This window comes from Curtobacterium sp. ISL-83 (assembly GCF_018613895.1).
In the GTDB taxonomy this organism is placed as follows: domain Bacteria; phylum Actinomycetota; class Actinomycetes; order Actinomycetales; family Microbacteriaceae; genus Curtobacterium.
Genome location: NZ_JAGGPH010000002.1, coordinates 20,197 through 39,332, shown reverse-complemented (window position 1 = coordinate 39,332; position 19,136 = coordinate 20,197). Strand labels below are relative to the sequence as shown.

Here is a 19,136-nt window from a genome sequence, read left to right as displayed (position 1 = left end):
ACCAGCACGCGGCCCACCACCCCCATCGCCACAACGCGCCCGCGCACGCGCGCACGCACCCGCGCCACCCGCCGCGCCACACCCCCGACCGGCACTCCCAGTGCCTGGCATCCGCAGCCCCCATCCCGTAGACCTGACGCATGGACTACACACATCTCGGACGGACAGGGCTGTCGGTGTCACGAGCGGTACTCGGGACGATGAACTTCGGACCGGAGACCAGCGAGGACGACTCGCACGCCATCATGGACCGGGCCCACGAGCTCGGCGTCAACTTCTTCGACACCGCCAACGGCTACGGCGGCTCGGTCGGCAAGGGCGCGACGGAGGAGATCATCGGCCGCTGGTTCGCGAAGGGCGGTGGCCGCCGCGAGAAGACCGTGCTCGCCACGAAGGTCTACGGCGACATGATCGACTGGCCGAACGGCGGGAAGCTCAGCGCGTTCAACATCCGCCAGGCCCTCGACGCGAGCCTCCAGCGCCTGCAGACCGACCACATCGACCTGTACCAGTTCCACCACGTGGACCGTGCGACCCCGTGGGACGAGATCTGGCAGGCCATCGACGTCGCCGTGCAGCAGGGGAAGGTCCTCTACGTCGGGTCGTCGAACTTCGCGGGCTGGCACATCGCCCAGGCCCAGGAGGCCGCCGCCCGCCGCCACACGCTCGGCCTCGTCAGCGAGCAGTCGATCTACAACCTCGTCGTCCGCGACATCGAGCGCGAGGTCCTCCCGGCCGCCCGCGAGTACGGCCTCGGCGTCATCCCGTGGTCGCCGCTGCAGGGCGGCCTCCTCGGCGGCGTGATCGAGAAGACCGAGAACGGCTCGCGTCGACTCTCCGGTCGGAGCGCCGCGTACGTCGACGAGCACCGCGACCAGCTCACGACGTACGAGTCCTTCGCGAAGGAGCTCGGCCACACCCCCGGCGAACTCGCCCTGGCCTGGCTGCTGCACCAGCCCGGCGTGACGGCCCCGATCACCGGCCCCCGCACGATGGAGCAGTGGGAGTCCGCGGTCCGCGCGGTCGACATCCGCCTCGACCAGCGCGCGCTCGACCGGCTCGACGAGATCTTCCCGGGCCACAAGACCTCGCCGGAGGACTACGCCTGGTAGGTCGCGCCCGCCACGCTACGGGCCACGCGCAGGCGATGCGTCCGGCGACGCGACCGGCGACGTGACCGGCCGCGCGTCTGGTGACGCGACCGGCGACGCCGCCGGGTGATCCGGACGGGAGGCGCGGTGCGGGTCCGACCCGCACCGCGCCTCCCGTCCGTGGTCACGACCACCGCACGCTCACGGCCCCCTGTCGCTGACGAACCACGGAAGCGACATCGAACCGGCCTCCGCACCTGGTTCGACGTCGAAACCTGGTTCGACCCGCTGCCGCGGCAGCGGCACACCGGTCCCGCCCCGACCGTAGCGACGCACCGCGCGGCTCCGCACGCACCACGCACAACGCACAACGCATCACGAACGACGACGGGCCCCGCGCTGCTGCGCGGGGCCCGTCGTGTCGAGGCGGTGGAGCTACCGGACGCCGACCGGGGTGTTGTCGGACTCCTCGTAGAGGACGTAGCCCTCTTCACCGTGGACCGCGGTGTCGATGCCGGCGACCTCGTCCTCGGTCTTGACGCGGAAGCCCATCGTCTTCTCGATCAGCCAGCCGATGATGAAGGCCAGGACGAACGAGTACGCACCGACCGCACCGGCGGCGGCGGCCTGCTTGCCGAGCTGGGCGAACGAGCCCGAGTAGATCAGGCCAGTGTCGTTGGCGAAGAAGCCGAGGAACAGCGTGCCGAAGATGCCGCCGACCAGGTGGACGCCCACGACGTCGAGCGAGTCGTCGAAGCCGAGGCGGTACTTCCAGTCGATCGCGAAGCAGCAGATGATGCCCGCGAGGAACCCGAGCAGCAGGCCCCAGCCCGGCGTCAGCGCAGCACAGGCCGGCGTGATGGCGACGAGCCCGGTGACGGCACCCGAGGCGGCACCGACCGAGGTCGCCTTGCCGTCCTTGAGCTTCTCGACGAGCAGCCAGCCGAGGACCGCAGCGGCCGGAGCGGCGAGCGTGTTGACCCAGGCGATCGCGGCGACGCCGTCAGCAGCGCCCTCGGACCCGGCGTTGAAGCCGAACCAGCCGAACCACAGGATCGCAGCACCGAGGAGCACGAAGGGCGGGTTGTGCGGCTTGTGCGCGCCCTTGGCGAAGCCGACGCGCTTGCCGAGGACGATCGCCAGGGCGAGACCCGCGGCACCGGCGTTGATGTGCACCGCGGTGCCACCGGCGAAGTCGATCACGCCCCACGTGGCCGCCCAGCCCGAGGTGAGGTTGAACACCCACGACGCGACCGGGAAGTAGACGACGGTCACCCAGATGCCGGCGAAGACCATCCACGCGCCGAACTTCGCACGGTCGGCGATGGCGCCGGAGATGAGCGCGACGGTGATGATCGCGAACGTGGCCTGGAAGCCGACGAACGCCATCGAGGGGTACGCGGCGTGGATCGTGGAGGCTCGTGCCTCCTCGAACGCCTGCCCGAGTCCGATCTGGTTCCAGTCGATGCTGAAGAACCCGACCGCGCCGGAGATCGCCGTGTGGGGGCCGGTGTTGGCGAAGGAGATCGCGTAGCCGTAGACGACCCACAGCACGCTCACCAGCGCGATCGCGCCGAACGACATCATCATCATGCTGATGACGGACTTGGCCTTCACCAGTCCGCCGTAGAAGAACGCCAGGCCTGGTGTCATGAACAACACCAGCGCTGCCATCACCAACACGAACGTCGTGTTGCCCTGATCAAGCATCTGCTCACCTCTCGATAGCGCAAGCGGTTCGTGGACCGCCTCGGGTGATCAGAGTCTGGCGAGGTGAGATTTCATGAGGGAGCACGAACTGTTTCGTGGGTGTAACACGATCGGGCCCAATGTAAACGTCGTGTTTCGGGCGCCTCCGGTTGCCGTGGGCAACGGCCGGGAATCGGTCAGGAGGGTCGACTCGCCCGGGCGGGACGGCGCGCCCGAGCGGGACGGCTCGCTCAGGAGGGACGGCTCAGCGCGACCACGCGCGATGCGGCCCGCAGGTACTTCTTCCGGTACCCGCCGCTCAGCATCGTCTCCGGGTACACGCGGTCGAGCGGCGTCCCGGACGCGACGATCCGAACCTGGGCGTCGTAGAGCCGGTCCACCAGCGCGACCCAGCGGAGCGCGTCCGTCTGGTCCGCGAAGGGGTGCGCGTCCGTGAGTCCCACGGCGTCGAGCCCCTCGACGAGTGCCACGTACTTCGACGGGTGCACGGACCCGAGGTGCGCGACGACGGCGTCAAAGTCGTCGAGCGTGACCCGACCGGCCGGCAGCGAGGCCGCGACGTCCGCCACGACCGCGGCGGACTCGTCCACGGCACGACGGCGGTAGTCGAGCCCGTCGATCCGCAGCGTCTCGAACCGGTCGGACATCGCCTGGATCTCGCGCAGGAAGTCCTGCGCGGCGAACCGGCCCTCACCCAGTGCGCCCGGCGGGGTGTTCGACGTCGCCGCGAACCGCGTCCCGGTCTCGGAGAGTTCCTTGATGAGGCGGGTCATCACCATCGTGTCGCCCGGGTCGTCGAGCTCGAACTCGTCGATGCAGACGAGCGAGGTCCCGCGCAGCAGGTCGACCGTGCCCTGGAAGCCGAGTGCCCCGACGAGCGCGGTGTACTCGATGAACGTCCCGAACGTCTTGCGTCCTGGCTCGGCGTGGTACGCCGCGGCGAGCAGGTGCGTCTTGCCGACGCCGAAGCCGCCGTCCAGGTACACGCCGGACCGCACGGCGGACTCCGCAGCGGGGCGGCGGCGACCGAACAGGCCACGTCGCGGTGCAGCAGCGGGTCCGGCGGCGACGAAGGCGGCGACCGCGTCGCGGACGGACGCCTGCGACGGGTAGTCGGTGTCCGGGCGGTACGAGTCGAAGGACGCCTCGGTGAACTGCGGCGGCGGCACGAGCGACGCCGCCATCTGCTGCGGCGTCACCCGAGGGTCGCGGTCGACGAGGTGTTCAGGCAATCTCCAGGCCCTCCGGGAAGCTGTTCGCGCAGTGTCACGTTGCCATGACCGACGGTACGTCCGCGTACCGTTGCCGTAGGCACCGACGACCGATCCTAGTCCGGCGCCGCACACCCACCCAGGAGGTACCCCCGATGACCGCACCGGTCGACCCGTCCGAGAAGTTCGCCGCCTACGCCCACCCGGAGCGTCTCGTGTCCACCCAGTGGCTGCAGGACCGCCTCGACGAGGGCGTGGCACCGGCCGACCTCGTGGTCGTCGAGTCCGACGAGGACGTCCTCCTGTACGAGACCGGCCACATCCCCAGCGCGGTGAAGGTCGACTGGCACACCGACCTCAACGACCCCGTGCAGCGCGACTACATCGACGGCGCCGCCTTCGCGGAGCTCCTCGGCCGGAAGGGCATCGGCCGCGACACGACGATCGTGGTCTACGGCGACAAGAACAACTGGTGGGCCGCGTACGCCCTCTGGGTGTTCACGCTGTTCGGGCACGAGGACGTGCGGCTGCTGGACGGCGGACGCGCGAAGTGGATCGCCGAGGAGCGTCCGACCACGACGGACCGCACCGAGGTCACCCCGGTCGAGTACCCCGTCGTCGAGCGCCGGGACGAGCCGGTCCGCGCCTTCAAGGACGACGTCCTGGCGCACCTCGGCAAGCCCCTCATCGACGTCCGCAGCCCCGCCGAGTACGACGGCTCGCGCACCACGGCACCGGACTACCCGGAGGAGGGCGCCCTGCGCGCGGGCCACGTCCCGACCGCGGTGAACATCCCGTGGGCCACCGCAGCCGCCGCCGACGGCACCTTCCGTCCCCGCGACGAGCTCGACGCCGTGTACCGCGACGGTGCCGGCATCGGTGACGCCGACGAGGTCATCGCCTACTGCCGCATCGGCGAGCGGTCGAGCCACACCTGGTTCGTCCTGCAGCACCTGCTCGGGTACGAGAACGTCCGCAACTACGACGGATCGTGGACGGAGTGGGGCAGCGCGGTCCGCGTGCCGATCGCCGTCGGCTCCGAGCCGGGGACGGTCCCGGCCCGATGACCGACGCACCACTCCCCCCGGCCCTCGCCGAGATCCGGGACGACTTCCTCGAGCTCTCCCAGCAGGACCGCCTCCAGCTGCTCCTCGAGTTCTCCGACGAACTCCCCGCGCTGCCGGAGCGGCTCCAGGGGCACGAGGACGAACTCGAACGGGTCGAGGAGTGTCAGTCCCCCGTCTTCATCACCGTCACGGTGGGCCAGGACGGCGACGCCCCCGACGTGGTCCGGATGCACGCGACCGCCCCGCGCGAGGCCCCGACCACCCGCGGGTTCGCGTCGATCCTCGCGCAGGGCCTGTCCGGCCTGACGGTCGACCAGGTGCTCGCCGTCCCGGCGGACTACCCGCTGACGATCGGGCTGTCCGAGGCGGTCAGCCCGCTGCGGATCCGCGGGATGGTCGGGATGCTCGGTCGGGTGCAGCGGCAGGTGCGGGCGGCGGTCGCCGCCGCGTAGACGCGCGCAGACGACGGACGGGAGGCTCCCCAGCAGCTGGCATCTGGGCCCACGCCGCCGGTTCCGGAGCGACGCGTCAGCGGCGGTCCGGCCGTGCCGGTGGGGAGCCTCCCGTCCGCATCGCACCCGCGTCTACGACGCGTGCGTCGCGCTGGTCGGCTGCACCACCTCGGTCAGCCACGCGAGGATCCGCGCATCGAACCAGTCTGCGTCGTGGTTCCAGAGCTTGGTGTGCCGTGCCGTCGTCTGGATCGCGAGCCGCACCAGATCGGGCCGGGCGGCGGCCAACGCGTGCGAGGCCGACGACGGCACGAACCCGTCGTCGTCGCTGTGCATGAGCAGGATCGGCACGTGCAGTTCGTCGGCGCGCGCGACCATGTCGAGTTCGCGCAGGTCGACCGGGTGTCGGAGGCCCGTGAGCCGGTGCAGGACCGGCGTGCGCAGGAGGCGCTGCGCCACCTTCCGGACCGGTCGCGGCAAACGCATCAGCCGGCTCTGCGACTTGAGGACGGCGTGCCAGTCGACGACGGGCGACTCGAGCACGACCCCGTCGACCAGGTCCGCGAACCCGGAGCGCAGCAGGGTCTGGAGCACCACGGCACCGCCCATCGACCACCCCATGAGCACGACGCTCGAGGCGTCCTGGGCGGCGAGCCAGCGGAGTGCGGCGTCGACGTCCTCCCACTCGGTGCTCCCGAGCCCGTAGCGGCCGTCGTCACTCGGCGGGGCGACCCCGTCGTTCCGCCACGACACGAGCAGCACCGAGTAGCCGGCGGCACGGAACACCGGGACCGCCCGGATCGTCTCCGCGCGGGTGACGCCACGGCCGTGGACGAGCACGGCCCAGGATGCTGCCGGGTCGTCGGCGCGGACGACCCAGGCGGGTGCCGGGCCGTTCGGCGTCGGGATGTCGACGTCCTCGACGGGGACGTCGAGCTCGCCCGGGTTGAGGTAGAACCAGCCGCCCCAGCGACCGCGCCGGGCGTTCGTGGGGTCTCCGGCGTCGACCGCGATGATGCGACGGGTGACGGTGGTGTCGGTCGTGCCGAGGACCTCGCCGACGCGCATGTGCCCGGTCCCGCCACCGAACCAGAGGCTGTACCGCCCCTGCAGCTCGGTGTCGGCGGTGCGCTCGATCGTGACCGTCCCGCGGGTCGTGTCGACGGCGTGGATCGGGACCCGTTCGGTGCGCTTGCGGTCCGGGGTGACGACGGCCCGGGCGATCGCGGCGACGAAGCCCCCGACGACCGCGGTGGTCACGGCGGCTGCTGCGACGCCCACCCCGAGCGCGATCAGGCCGGCCGACCGCGCGGCGTCCTGGGCGACGTCCTCGGCGGGTCGCGCTGATCGGGACATGGTGCGGAGCCTAGTCTGCAGTCGTGTCCGAATCCCGAGAGCCCGACGCCTTCGCGCGGCTCCGCGCCTTCGTGGCGTCGGGCGGTACCCGCGTCGAGACGACGATCACGGAGATCCCCTCGCCGTCGCGCATCGCGCCGTTCTCGATCGCCCTCGCGGCGGACGTGTCAGGCGTCGCGCACGGCATCGACTCCGACCTCGGGACCGGCCGGTTCATCGCCCTGCACGACCCGGACGAACCCGAGGGCTGGGCGGGCGCGTTCCGCATCGTGACGTTCGCACAGGCGCCGCTCGAACCCGAGATCGGCGTGGACGAGTTCGTCGCCGACGTGACGTGGAGCTGGCTCGTCGACGCCCTCGCAGCGCACGGCGCGGAGTACGACCACGCCTCCGGGACGGCCACCAAGATCATCTCCCGCGGGTACGGCAACCTGGCGGCGCAGGGCGACGGTGCGCAGCTCGAGCTCCGCGCGTCCTGGACGCCCCGGGGCGACGACCTGACCGCGCACGTGACAGCCTGGGAGGAGATCGTGACGATGCTCGCCGGTCTGCCGCCCGCGTCGGACGGCGTGACCCTGTTGGCCCCGAGGAGGCTCGCCAAGTGAACGACCCCGCCACCGGGACACCGCAGTCCGGAGACCCCGCGTCGGGGCCGCGGACTCCCGTCTCCACCGTGCCCGCACTCACGTTCTCCTCGCCGCCAGCGTCGTCCCTCGCGGCCGCCGCGGCGGCTGCGTCGTCCGAGCCGGACGACGCGGCGGAGACCGCGCCGGCCGCGGAGGCCGCGCCAGCCGACGCGTCCGCGCCAGCCCTCGGGGCCGCGCCAGCCGGAGCATCCGAGACCTCGCAGGCCGTCGCAGACGCGGCGTCCGCACCTGCCGCGTCGCCCGCTGCATCCGGACCTGCCACGCCGCCCACCGCCTCCACGCCGTCCGCGCCGCCCGCTGCGTCCGCGCCCGCCGCGCCTCCCGTCTCCGGCCGGCCGGCCGCCTTCGAGGAAGGCCACGACGCCGTCCACGTCATCAGCACGCGCGACGAGTACCTCGAGGCGGTCGCCGCCATCGCCGCGGGCCACGGGCCGGTCGCCGTCGACGCCGAGCGCGCCAGCGGCTACCGCTACTCCCAGCGGGCGTACCTCATCCAGGTCTTCCGCCGCGGGGCCGGCGCCTTCCTCTTCGACCCGATCCCGATCGCCGACTTCACCGAGTTGCAGGACGCGATCGTCCACGAGGAGTGGCTCTTCCACGCCGCCTCCCAGGACCTGCCGTGCCTGCAGGAGGTCGGCCTCGTCCCGGAGCGCATCTTCGACACCGAGCTCGGGGCACGCATCGCCGGCTTCCCCCGTGTCGGCCTCGGTGCGGTCGTCGAGCAGCTGCTGGGCATCACGCTCGCCAAGGCGCACTCCGCCGCCGACTGGTCGACCCGGCCGCTCCCGCAGTCCTGGCTCGTCTACGCCGCGCTCGACGTCGAGCTGCTCCCCGACCTGCGCGACGCCCTGTCCGCCGCACTCGACGAAGCCGGCAAGTCGCACATCGCCGCCGAGGAGTTCGCGGCCGTCCTCACCCGCGCCCCGAAGGCACCGCGGGCCGAGCCCTGGCGGCGGATCTCCGGGATGCACGCGCTCCGCGGCGCCCGGGCCCTCGCGATCGCCCGTTCCCTCTGGCTCGCGCGGGACGCGTTCGCCCGCGAGACCGACATCGCGCCCGGCCGGACGATCCCCGACGCCGCGATCGTCGCCGCGGCGGCGGCCAGTCCCGCCTCGCGCGGGGAGCTCAGCGCCCTGAAGGCCTTCACCGGTCGGGCCAGCCGCTCCGAGCTCGACCGCTGGTGGGCCGCCGTCGACGAGGGCCGCACCACCGAGGACCTGCCGAAGCTCCGGGGCGCCGGCGAGCCGTCCCTGCCGCCACCCCGCTCGTGGGCCGATCGCAACCCGGCCGCCGACCGTCGCTACAAGGCGGCCCGCGCAGCGGTCGTCGCCCGTGCCGAGGAGCTCGACCTCCCCGTCGAGAACCTGCTGACGCCGGAGACCCTCCGCGTCGTCTCGTGGGACCCGCCGTCCCCCGTCACCGCCGAGACCGTCGGCGCCGTGCTCGAGGACCACGACGCCCGCGCGTGGCAGGTCGACGAGACGGCGTCGCGCATCGCGGCCGCGTTTGTCGCTGCTGCACAGCGGCCCGACGCGACAGCCGTCGCCGAGTCGTAGGAACCGCCCAACCGGTATGCGGGCCCCCAGCGTCGGGGCATAGCGTCGGGAAGGTCGCCGGGGCATGCCCCGGCCTGCCGGGGCGAGCTGCGTCCCGGCCTGATCGAAGAGGATCTGGAGGCCCAGATTGCCAAAAGCATCAGATGTCGTGTTCGTTGACGGCGTGCGCACACCGTTCGGCCGAGCCGGGGAGAAGGGGGTGTTCTGGAAGACCCGCGCCGACGACCTCGCGGTCCACGCGATGCGCGGACTCCTCGACCGGAACGCCTCGCTCGACGGCGCCGCCGTGGACGACGTCGCCGTCGCGGCCACGACCCAGCAGGGCGACCAGGGGCTGACCCTCGGGCGCACCGTCGGGATGCTCGCGGGTCTGCCGAAGACCGTCCCCGGGTACGCCATCGACCGGATGTGCGCCGGTGCGATGACGAGCGTCACGACCCTCGCCGGCGCGATCGCGTTCGGCGCGGCCGACGTCGCGATCGCCGGCGGCGTGGAGCACATGGGACGCCACCCGATGGGGTTCAACGCCGACCCGAACCCGCGGTTCGTCGCCGAGCGCCTCGTGAACGCCGACGCTCTGGTGATGGGCAAGACCGCCGAGCGCCTGCACGACCGGTTCCCGGCCATCACGAAGGACCGCACGGACGCCTACGCCGTCCAGTCCCAGCAGCGCTACGCCGCTGCGTGGGCCGCGGGAAAGCTCCAGCCGGACGTCATCCCGGTCGAGGTCAACACCGGTGCGGGCTGGGACATCGTCTCGACCGACGAACCGCCGCGGCCCGGCACCACCCTGGAGGCGCTGGCCGCCCTGAAGACGCCGTTCCGGCCCCACGGACGGATCACCGCCGGCAACGCCGCCGGCCTGAACGACGGCGCCACCATGAGTCTCCTCGCGTCCGAAGCGGGCGCGAAGCAGCACGGCCTGCCGACGAAGATGCGCATGGTGAGCTTCGCGTTCGCCGGGGTCGACCCCGAGGTCATGGGCATCGGCCCGGTCCCCGCGACCGACAAGGCGCTGGCGAAGGCTGGCCTGTCGATCGACGACATCGGCCTGTTCGAGATCAACGAGGCGTTCGCCGTCCAGGTGCTCGCCTTCCTCGACAACTACGGCATCGCCCAGGACTCCCCGAACGTGAACGGGTGGGGCGGCGCGATCGCCGTCGGCCACCCGCTCGCGTCGAGCGGTGTCCGCCTGATGACCCAGCTCGCGGCGCAGTTCGCCGAGCGTCCGGACGTCAAGTACGGCATCACCACGATGTGCATCGGGCTCGGCCAGGGCGGCACCGTCATCTGGGAGAACCCGAACTTCAGCAAGTCCGCGGCACGGAAGGCGGCCTGACCATGACCATCGTCGACAACGACCGTCTGCTCGCGATGAGCGAGGACGAGGTCGTCACGCACTCGTACGTCAAGCACGTCGCGCTGCCCTCCGGCGGCACCCTCGCGCTCATCACGCTCGACAACGGCAAGGACTACAAGCGCCCGTCGACCCTCGGGCCGCGCACGCTGCACGAGCTGTCCGGGGTCCTCGACACGCTGCGTGCCGAGGCCACGGCCGGCACCATCCAGGGCGTGGCCATCACGGGCAAGGAGTACTGCTTCGCCGCCGGTGCCGACCTGACCCAGGCGGCCTCGGTGCCGTCGCGGGACGTCGCGCACGACCTCGCCGCCCTGGGCCACGCGACGCTCCGGAAGCTCAGCGACCTCGGGGTGCCCTCGTTCGCGTTCGTGAACGGCATCGCGCTCGGTGGCGGACTCGAGATCGCGCTGCACTGCACCTACCGGGCGTTCTCGTCCGCGGCGCAGGGCATCGGGCTGCCCGAGGTCTTCCTCGGGATCATCCCGGGCTGGGGCGGCGCGACGCTCCTCCCCCGCCTGATCGGCCCGGAGAAGGCGCTCCGCGTCATCGTGGAGAACCCGCTCAAGAACAACCGCCTGATGGACGGCCCCGCTGCCGTGGAGATCGGCATCGGCGACACGCTGATCCCGTCGGTGACGTTCCTGCCGTCCGCGGTCTCGTGGGCCGACGGCGTGATCGCTGGCCGGACGAAGGTCACGCGGAAGAACGAGCCAGGCATGCTCGAGAAGGCCGCGTGGGGCACCGTCGTCAAGGTGGCTCGTGGTCAGGTCGCGTCGAAGATCGGCACGGTGCCGAAGTCGCCGTTCCGGGCCCTCGACCTCGTCGCCGCTGCTCGTGGTGGAAGTCTGGACGAACGGTTCGCCGACGAGGACGATGCCCTCGCCGACCTGCTGTCCGGCGACCAGTTCGCGGCGTCGATGTACGCCTTCGACCTCGTGCAGAAGCGCGCGAAGCATCCGGTCGGCGCGCCCGAGGGTGTGGAGCCGAAGAAGATCACCAAGGTCGGCGTCCTCGGCGCTGGGCTGATGGCCTCGCAGTTCGCGTTGCTGTTCGCCCGTCGTCTCGGTGCACCCGTCGTGATCACCGACGTCTCGCAGGAGCGCGTCGACGCGGGTGTCGCCCGCATCGGTGGCGAGGTCGCGAAGCTCCTCGAGAAGGGGCGGATCTCCCCCGACGACGCCAACCGCATCACCGCGCTCGTGACGGGTTCGGTGTCCTACGACGCCTTCGCCGACGCCGACTGGGTGATCGAGGCCGTGTTCGAGGAGATGGGCGTCAAGCAGGACGTCCTGCGGAAGATCGAGCAGGTCATCGCGCCGGACGCGATCCTCGCCACGAACACGTCGTCGCTGTCGGTCGACGAGATGGCCTCCGTGCTGACGAACCCGGAGCGCCTCGTCGGGTTCCACTTCTTCAACCCGGTGGCCGTGATGCCGCTGCTCGAGGTCGTCCGCGCGACGAAGACATCGGACGAGGCCCTCGCCACCGCGCTGAGCGTGGCGAAGTCCCTGAAGAAGACGGCGATCATCACGGCGGACCAGCCGGGCTTCGTCGTGAACCGGGTGCTCGCCCGCGTCCTCGGTGAGGCCATGCGCGGCGTCGAACAGGGCACGCCGTTCGAGGTCGTCGCCGCCGGTGCCGCTCCCCTGGGCCTGCCGATGTCCCCGTTCGAACTGCTGGAGCTCGTCGGCCTGCCGGTCGGCGCGCACGTCCTCGACTCGCACCACGCGGCGTGGCCGGAGCGCTTCTACCCCGGTGACGGGCTCGTGAAGCTCGCGGAGTTCGGCCACATCCTGACGCGCGACAAGAAGGGCAATGCGACGGGCTACGACCCCGCCGCCGTGAAGCTCGTCGCCCCGTCCAAGCAGGACGCCCAGCCGGTCGACGCCGCCGAGATGCAGCGCCGGTTCGAGGACGCCCTGGCCGACGAGCTCCACCGCATGCTCGAGGACCACGTGGTCGAGCACGTCGAGGAGATCGACCTCGGGCTCATCCTCGGCGCGGGCTACCCGTTCCAGGCCGGCGGGATCAGCCCGTACCTCGACCGCTCGGGCGCCTCCGAGCGGGTCTTCGGCGGAACGTTCCACGACCCGCGGATCGTGGGTCCCGCCTCCCGCTGAGCGCCGGCGGGGCGTCGCGCGTGCGGCGCCCCGCCCCCGACCCGCCGTCGAACCACGAAACCGACGTCGAACCAGGCCCTCCCGCTGGTTCGACGTCGGTTTCCTGGTTCCACCCGGCCGCCGTCTCCGCCCGCTGCCTGGCGGCGTACGGTGCAGACATGACGCAGGAGTGGTGGGCGCCGCGGGCTCCGGCTGGCCCGGCGGTCACGGTCCCGGTGCCGCTGGGTGCCGTCCCCTCGCTGTTCCGCCAGGCGGTGGATGCCGTGCCGGGCGCAGCGGCGATGGAGGTCCGTGACGACGGTGCGGTCGTGAGTCGCCGGACGTCGTTCGCCCTCCGCGCCGAGAACATCGTCTTCACGTTCCGGTCCGAGGGTCCGTCGTCGTCCCGGGTGCAGATCCTCCGCGAGGGTCGCGACGGGCTGAACGCCGGTCAGGTCCTCTTCGTGACGCCGATGGCCCGCGCGATCCTCGCACCACTCCGGGTCACGGCTGCCGACGCGTGACGCACCGCCGATCGGCGCCGCGTCCCCACGGCGCCCGGAGCCGCCCCGGCCGGGCGCCCGCCGTCGAATCACGAAACCGACGCCGAACCAAGCACTCCGCCTGGTTCGATGTCGCTTTCGTGGTTCCACGCGGCCCGCTGCCCGCCGCGTGACGCGCGGCGCCCGCCGCGGACGCACCGCGCCCGCGCGCCCGCGCGACGCGCTCAGCGCTCCGCGGCCGCCTCGGAACGCGACCGCGCCGGCTTCGCCTGCGGCACCTTCGTGCCCACCACCTGGTCGATCACGTCACGTGCGATCGCCTGCGCCGTCAACCCGGCGTCCGTCAGGATCTGCGACCGGGACGCGTGGTCGATGAACGCATCGGGGAGCCCGAGCTCGTTCACCCCGGTGTCGACCCCGGCTGCGCGCAGGTCCTGCCGCAGTCGCGTGCCGACACCCCCGACACGGACTCCGTCCTCGAGCGTGATCACGAGCCGGTGGTCGCGCGCCAAGCCGATGAGTGACGCGGGGATCGGCACGACCCAACGCGGGTCGACCACGGTGACGCCGATGCCCTGCGCCTCGAGCAGCTCCGCGGCGTCGAGCGCCACGGGGACCATCGACCCCACGGCCACGAACAGCACGTCGGGCGACGACTCCTGGGCATCACGCAGGACGTCGACGCCATCGGACAACCGACGGACCGCGGGGATGTCCGGGCCGACCTGGCCCTTCGACCAGCGCAGCACCGTCGGGGCGTCGTCGACCGCGACGGCCTCGCGGAACTCCTCGCGCAGGGTGACGGCGTCACGCGGGGCGGCGATCCGGATGCCGGGCACGACCTGCAGCAGGGCCAGGTCCCACATCCCGTGGTGTGAGGGACCGTCCGGTCCGGTCACCCCGGCGCGGTCGAGGACGAACGTCACGCCCGCCCGGTGCAGGGCGACGTCCATCAGTACCTGGTCGAAGGCACGGTTGAGGAACGTGGCGTACAGCGCGACGACGGGGTGCAGCCCCCCGAACGCCAGGCCCGCGGCCGTGGTCACCGCGTGCTGCTCGGCGATGCCGACGTCGTACACGCGCTCCGGGTGTCGCTCCTGGAACAGGTGCAGGCCGGTGGGGCGGAGCATCGCCGCGGTGATGGCGACGATCCGGGGGTCCTCGTCGCCGACCTCGGCGAGCGTCGATGCGAAGACCGAGGTCCACGACGGACCCGACGACACGTCGAGCGACTCACCCGTCTCGGGGTCGATGTGCCCGACGGCGTGGAACTGGTCCGCCTGGTCGCGGAGCGCCGGTTCGAAGCCGTGCCCCTTCTCGGTGATCGCGTGCACGATGGTCGGCGCACCGTAGGCCTTCGCTTGCCGGAGCGCCGCCTCCATCGCCCGCTGGTCGTGTCCGTTGACCGGCCCGATGTACTTGATGTCGAGGTTCGAGTACAGCGCCTCGTTGTTCGTGAAGCGTGCCAGGAACCCGTGCAGCCCACCGCGCATCCCGCGGTAGATCGCCCGCCCAGGGGCGCCGAAGCGGTCCGCCACGGCGCGTGAGGTCTCGTAGAGCGCGCGGTACTCGCGACGGGTCCGGACGGAGCTGAGGAAGCGGGCCATGCCCCCGATCGTCGGGGCGTACGAGCGACCGTTGTCGTTCACGACGATCACCAGGCGACGGTCGTTCGCGTCGGAGATGTTGTTGAGCGCCTCCCACGTCATACCCCCGGTCAGGGCACCGTCACCGACGACCGCCACGACCGTCCGGTCCTCTTGCCCGGTCTGCCGGAACGCACGGGAGATGCCGTCCGCCCAGGACAGCGACGACGACGCGTGCGACGACTCCACGATGTCGTGCTCGGACTCACTCCGCTGCGGGTACCCGGCGATGCCGCCCCGCTCGCGCAGGTGCGAGAAGTCCTGCCGGCCGGTGACGAGCTTGTGCACGTACGACTGGTGCCCGGTGTCGAAGACGAACGGGTCGTGCGGCGAGTCGAAGACGCGGTGCATCGCGAGCGTGAGTTCGACGACACCGAGGTTCGGCCCGAGGTGGCCACCGGTCTTCGCGACCTCCGCGACGAGGAACCGGCGGATCTCCGCCGCGAGCTCGGTCATCTGGGCGTCGGACAGACGCTTCAGGTCGCGCGGTGACGTGATGCTGGCGAGCAGGCCCACGGGCGCTCCTTTCGTGGTGCTGACCACTCACTCTATGCGCGCAACCGGGATACGGACTGGAGGCCCGTGGCGGTGTCACCACGGGCCTCCAGTCCGGCGGTCGGGTCACCGACCCGCCATCACCTCGCTCAGACGAGCGACCGCAGCACGTACTGCAGGATGCCGCCGTTGCGGTAGTAGTCCGCTTCACCCGGGGTGTCGATGCGGACGACCGCGTCGAACTCGATCGTCTGCTTGCCGGCCGGCGAGTGCTCGCTGGGCGCGGCGGTGACGTGCACGGTCTTCGGCGTCCGGCCCTCGTCGAGCTCGGTCAGGCCGGAGATCGAGACGACCTCGGTGCCGTCGAGCCCGAGGGAGTCGACCGATTCGCCCGCCGGGAACTGCAGCGGGACGACGCCCATGCCGATCAGGTTCGAGCGGTGGATGCGCTCGAAGCTCTCGGTGATGACGGCGCGGACCCCGAGCAGGTTCGTGCCCTTGGCCGCCCAGTCGCGGGACGAGCCCGAGCCGTACTCCTTGCCACCGAAGATGACGAGCGGGATGCCCTGCTCCTGGTAGTGCTGCGACGCGTCGTAGATGAACGACTGCGCACCGTCGGGCGTGGTGAAGTCACGGGTGTACCCGCCCTCGACGCCGTCGAGCAGCTGGTTCCGGAGCCGGATGTTCGCGAACGTGCCGCGGATCATGACCTCGTGGTTGCCGCGTCGCGAGCCGTAGGAGTTGAAGTCCTTGCGGTCCACGCCGTGCTCGGCGAGGTACTGCCCGGCGGGGCTGTCGGCCTTGATCGAACCGGCCGGCGAGATGTGGTCGGTCGTGACCGAGTCGCCGAGCTTCGCGAGCACCCGGGCGCCGGAGATGTCCGACACCGCGTCGGGCTGCATCGTCATGCCCTCGAAGTACGGGGGCTTCCGGACGTACGTCGACTCCTGGTCCCACTCGAAGGTGTCGCCCGTCGGGGTCGGCAGGTTCTTCCAGCGGTCGTCGCCCTCGAACACGGAGCCGTACTCGTGCGTGAACATCTCGGTGTCGATCGACTCGTCGATGACCTGCTGCACCTCGGCCGCGTCGGGCCAGATGTCCTGCAGGAAGACGTCCTGGCCGTCCGAGTCCTTGCCGAGCGAGTCCTTGTCGAAGTCGAAGTGCATCGACCCGGCGAGGGCGTACGCGATGACGAGCGGCGGGGAGGCCAGGTAGTTCATCTTCACGTCGGGGTTGATGCGCCCCTCGAAGTTGCGGTTGCCCGAGAGCACCGCGGTGACCGCGAGGTCGTTGTCCTGCACGGCCTGGGAGATCTCCTCGGGCAGCGGACCCGAGTTGCCGATGCAGGTCGTGCAGCCGTAGCCGACCGTGTAGAAACCGAGCTGCTCGAGGTAGGTCGTCAGGCCGGCCTTCTCGTAGTAGTCCGTGACGACCTTCGACCCGGGAGCCAGCGTCGTCTTGACCCACGGCTTGGCCTTCAGGCCCTTCTGCGCGGCGTTCCGGGCGAGGATGCCGGCGGCCATCATGACCGACGGGTTCGACGTGTTGGTGCACGACGTGATCGCGGCGATGGCCACGGCACCGTGGTCGATCGTGAACGGATCGGCGCCGTCCATCGCGACCTTGGTCGGCTGCGAGGCGTGCGACGGGGCGCTCGACACGAAGTCGTGGTGGTGCGTCGTGATGTCGCCCGTCGTGGAGCCCGCGGCGATCGGGTCGGAGGCCGGGAAGGTCTCCTCGACCGCGTCGTCGAGGTCGGTCTGGCCAGCCGGGTCGGTGTAGTTCGCGAGGTCGACCTCGAACTGGTCCTTCGCCTTGGACAGCTCGATGCGGTCCTGCGGGCGCTTCGGGCCGGAGATCGACGGGACGACCGTCGACAGGTCGAGCTCCATGTACTCGGAGTACTTCGGCTCGACGGAGGCGTCGTGCCACAGCCCCTGGGTCTTCGAGTAGGCCTCGACGAGGGCGATCTGGGCTTCGTCGCGACCGGTCAGGCGCAGGTAGTCGAGCGTCACGTCGTCGACCGGGAAGATCGCCGCGGTGGAGCCGAACTCCGGCGACATGTTGCCGATGGTCGCGCGGTTCGCGAGCGGGACGGCGCTGACGCCCTCACCGTAGAACTCGACGAACTTGCCGACGACGCCGTGCTTGCGGAGCTCCTGGGTGATCGTGAGGACAACGTCGGTCGCGGTCACGCCGGCCGGGATCTCCCCGGAGAGCTTGAAGCCGACGACCTTCGGGATGAGCATCGACACGGGCTGCCCGAGCATCGCGGCCTCGGCCTCGATGCCGCCGACGCCCCAGCCGAGCACCCCGAGGCCGTTGACCATCGTGGTGTGCGAGTCGGTGCCGACGAGGGTGTCCGGGTAGGCGTAGGTCTCGCCGTCGAAGTCCCGCGTGTACGTGACCTTCGCCAGGTACTCGATGTTGACCTGGTGCACGATGCCCGTTCCCGGCGGGACGACCTTGAAGTCCTCGAACGCGGTCTGGCCCCAGCGGAGGAACTGGTAGCGCTCCCCGTTCCGCTCGTACTCCAGGTCCGTGTTGCGCTGCAGCGCGTCCTCGCGACCGAAGAGGTCGGCGATGACCGAGTGGTCGATGACCATCTCGGCCGGGGACAGCGGGTTGATCTTGCTCGGGTCGCCGCCGATGTCCGCCATCGCCTCGCGCATGGTGGCGAGGTCGACGATGCACGGGACGCCCGTGAAGTCCTGCATGACGACGCGCGCCGGCGAGAACTGGATCTCGGTGTCGGGCTCGGCCTCGGGGTTCCACGAGGCGAGCGCGCGGATCTGCGACTCCGTGACGTTCTTGCCGTCCTCGGTGCGGAGGAGATTCTCGAGCAGCACCTTCAGGCTGTACGGGAGCTTCTCGTGCCCGGGCACCGAGTCGATCCGGTGGATCGCGTAGTCGACACCCCCAACGCTCAGCGTGTCCTTCGAGCCGAAGCTATTGACTGCAGCCACCGTGCCGCCTCCCTCACTGATCGGAATGCCCTCATCCTCGTGGGCCGCGGTACGTCCCACCAGCAAGGCAAACCTAATCCCGCGCAGCGTGGTGCGCCCCGCGGGAACTATCTTGATGTCGAGAGAACTCTACACCGCGGCGGCGTCGTCGCGACGCTCGAACACGGTGCGGACGAGCAGCCAGGTCACCCAGAGCAGCGCCGCGTAGAGCGGGACGCCGGTGATGAGCTTGATGCCGGCCAGCAGTTCGACCTGCGCGGTCAGGTACAGCGGGACCTCGATGACCAGCCGGATCGCGAAGAGCGCCACCCAGAGCCAGGTCGCCACGGTGAGCACCCGGCGCTTCCCGGGGTCGGCGCGCCAGTCCTGGTGGGAGCCGTCCTCGTTCGGCGGCAGCAGGAACCCGACGATGACGCCGATCAGCGGACGCCGGATCGCGAGGGTCAGCAGCAGCCCCACGAGCCAGACCGCGTTGATGATGATGCCGGGGATGAAGTTGCTCTCGGCACGTCCGGTGATCAGGGCGAGCCCCGCCGAGATGGCCACGCCGAGGATGCCCGCGAACGCCATCGCGAGGGACTGCCGCTGCACCAGCCGGAGCACCACGAAGACCAGACCGACGACGACCGGGATCACGACGCTCGGGACGAGCTCCTTCGTGATCGCGTAGACGACAAGGAACGCCAGACCGGGCAGCACCGACTCGGCGAGCCCGCGGACACCGCCGACCGCTGCCACGAGCGCGCGGCCGGTCGGAGCTTCGCCCGGGGCGACCTGGCTGATGCCGGCCTTCCGGACGGCCTCGCGCAACTGCGCGTGCAGCGACAGCGGCTCGTCGCCCGCGGCGACCGGCTCCTCGCCCACGGCGACCGCCTCCTCGCCCACGGCGACCGGCTCGACGCGGGGCGTGACCAGCTCGTCGCCGGGCGCGACCGGCTCGGGACGGGGGGTGTCGTCGTGGTCCGGCACCGTGCCTC

At 71.2% G+C, this 19,136-nt stretch carries 14 protein-coding genes; 8 read left to right on the top strand and 6 right to left on the bottom strand.

The window, feature by feature from the left end; genetic code table 11:
• The first annotated feature begins 140 nt into the window (after positions 1-140).
• Positions 141-1,112 (top strand): aldo/keto reductase, encoded by a 972-nt coding sequence (locus J7E22_RS00430; protein ID WP_214977837.1) that lies wholly within the window; start codon positions 141-143, stop codon positions 1,110-1,112.
• A 414-nt stretch (positions 1,113-1,526) separates the two neighbouring features.
• On the opposite strand, the gene J7E22_RS00425 is transcribed toward J7E22_RS00430, so the two are convergent.
• Positions 1,527-2,801 carry an ammonium transporter gene (locus tag J7E22_RS00425; protein ID WP_214977835.1) on the bottom strand — a complete coding sequence of 425 codons (1,275 nt, stop codon included), beginning with the start codon at positions 2,799-2,801 and terminating at the stop codon, positions 1,527-1,529.
• A gap of 230 nt (positions 2,802-3,031) precedes the next feature.
• Entirely contained in the window at positions 3,032-3,985 is a 954-nt protein-coding gene (gene zapE, locus J7E22_RS00420) for a cell division protein ZapE (RefSeq protein WP_214978180.1), read from the bottom strand.
• Positions 3,986-4,167: 182 nt separating this feature from the next.
• Between zapE and J7E22_RS00415 the strand changes: the two genes are divergently transcribed.
• Both J7E22_RS00415 and J7E22_RS00410 read left to right on the top strand, forming a co-directional pair.
• Positions 4,168-5,079 carry a sulfurtransferase gene (locus J7E22_RS00415; RefSeq protein ID WP_214977833.1) on the top strand — a complete coding sequence of 304 codons (912 nt, stop codon included), beginning with the start codon at positions 4,168-4,170 and terminating at the stop codon, positions 5,077-5,079.
• Entirely contained in the window at positions 5,076-5,531 is a 456-nt protein-coding gene (locus tag J7E22_RS00410) for a SufE family protein (protein ID WP_214977831.1), read from the top strand. Before J7E22_RS00415 ends, J7E22_RS00410 begins: the two co-directional genes overlap by 4 nt.
• A gap of 132 nt (positions 5,532-5,663) precedes the next feature.
• On the opposite strand, the gene J7E22_RS00405 is transcribed toward J7E22_RS00410, so the two are convergent.
• Positions 5,664-6,887: a S9 family peptidase gene (locus J7E22_RS00405; RefSeq protein WP_214977829.1), complete on the bottom strand. Its 1,224-nt coding sequence runs from the start codon at positions 6,885-6,887 to the stop codon at positions 5,664-5,666.
• A 23-nt stretch (positions 6,888-6,910) separates the two neighbouring features.
• On the opposite strand from J7E22_RS00405, the gene J7E22_RS00400 reads away from it, so the two are divergent.
• From J7E22_RS00400 to J7E22_RS00380, 5 genes are all read left to right on the top strand, one after another.
• The gene (locus J7E22_RS00400) at positions 6,911-7,492 is read left to right on the top strand and encodes a DUF3000 domain-containing protein (protein WP_214977827.1); all 582 of its coding nucleotides are present in this window, start codon (positions 6,911-6,913) and stop codon (positions 7,490-7,492) included.
• A 416-nt stretch (positions 7,493-7,908) separates the two neighbouring features.
• The gene (locus J7E22_RS00395; protein ID WP_214978178.1) at positions 7,909-9,090 is read left to right on the top strand and encodes an HRDC domain-containing protein; all 1,182 of its coding nucleotides are present in this window, start codon (positions 7,909-7,911) and stop codon (positions 9,088-9,090) included.
• 127 nt (positions 9,091-9,217) lie between these two features.
• Entirely contained in the window at positions 9,218-10,429 is a 1,212-nt protein-coding gene (locus J7E22_RS00390; RefSeq protein ID WP_214977825.1) for a thiolase family protein, read from the top strand.
• A 2-nt stretch (positions 10,430-10,431) separates the two neighbouring features.
• Positions 10,432-12,570: a 3-hydroxyacyl-CoA dehydrogenase NAD-binding domain-containing protein gene (locus J7E22_RS00385; RefSeq protein ID WP_214977823.1), complete on the top strand. Its 2,139-nt coding sequence runs from the start codon at positions 10,432-10,434 to the stop codon at positions 12,568-12,570.
• Between the two features lie 158 nt (positions 12,571-12,728).
• Entirely contained in the window at positions 12,729-13,073 is a 345-nt protein-coding gene (locus tag J7E22_RS00380; protein WP_214977821.1) for a hypothetical protein, read from the top strand.
• 203 nt (positions 13,074-13,276) lie between these two features.
• On the opposite strand, the gene dxs is transcribed toward J7E22_RS00380, so the two are convergent.
• The 3 genes from dxs to J7E22_RS00365 form a co-directional block, all read right to left on the bottom strand.
• Positions 13,277-15,214, bottom strand: coding sequence for a 1-deoxy-D-xylulose-5-phosphate synthase (gene dxs, locus J7E22_RS00375; RefSeq protein WP_214977819.1), 1,938 nt, complete (start codon positions 15,212-15,214; stop codon positions 13,277-13,279).
• A 128-nt stretch (positions 15,215-15,342) separates the two neighbouring features.
• Positions 15,343-18,159: an aconitate hydratase AcnA gene (gene acnA, locus J7E22_RS00370; protein ID WP_214977818.1), complete on the bottom strand. Its 2,817-nt coding sequence runs from the start codon at positions 18,157-18,159 to the stop codon at positions 15,343-15,345.
• Between the two features lie 129 nt (positions 18,160-18,288).
• Positions 18,289-19,128 carry a DUF3159 domain-containing protein gene (locus tag J7E22_RS00365; RefSeq protein ID WP_308159086.1) on the bottom strand — a complete coding sequence of 280 codons (840 nt, stop codon included), beginning with the start codon at positions 19,126-19,128 and terminating at the stop codon, positions 18,289-18,291.
• Between the last annotated feature and the right edge of the window lie 8 nt (positions 19,129-19,136).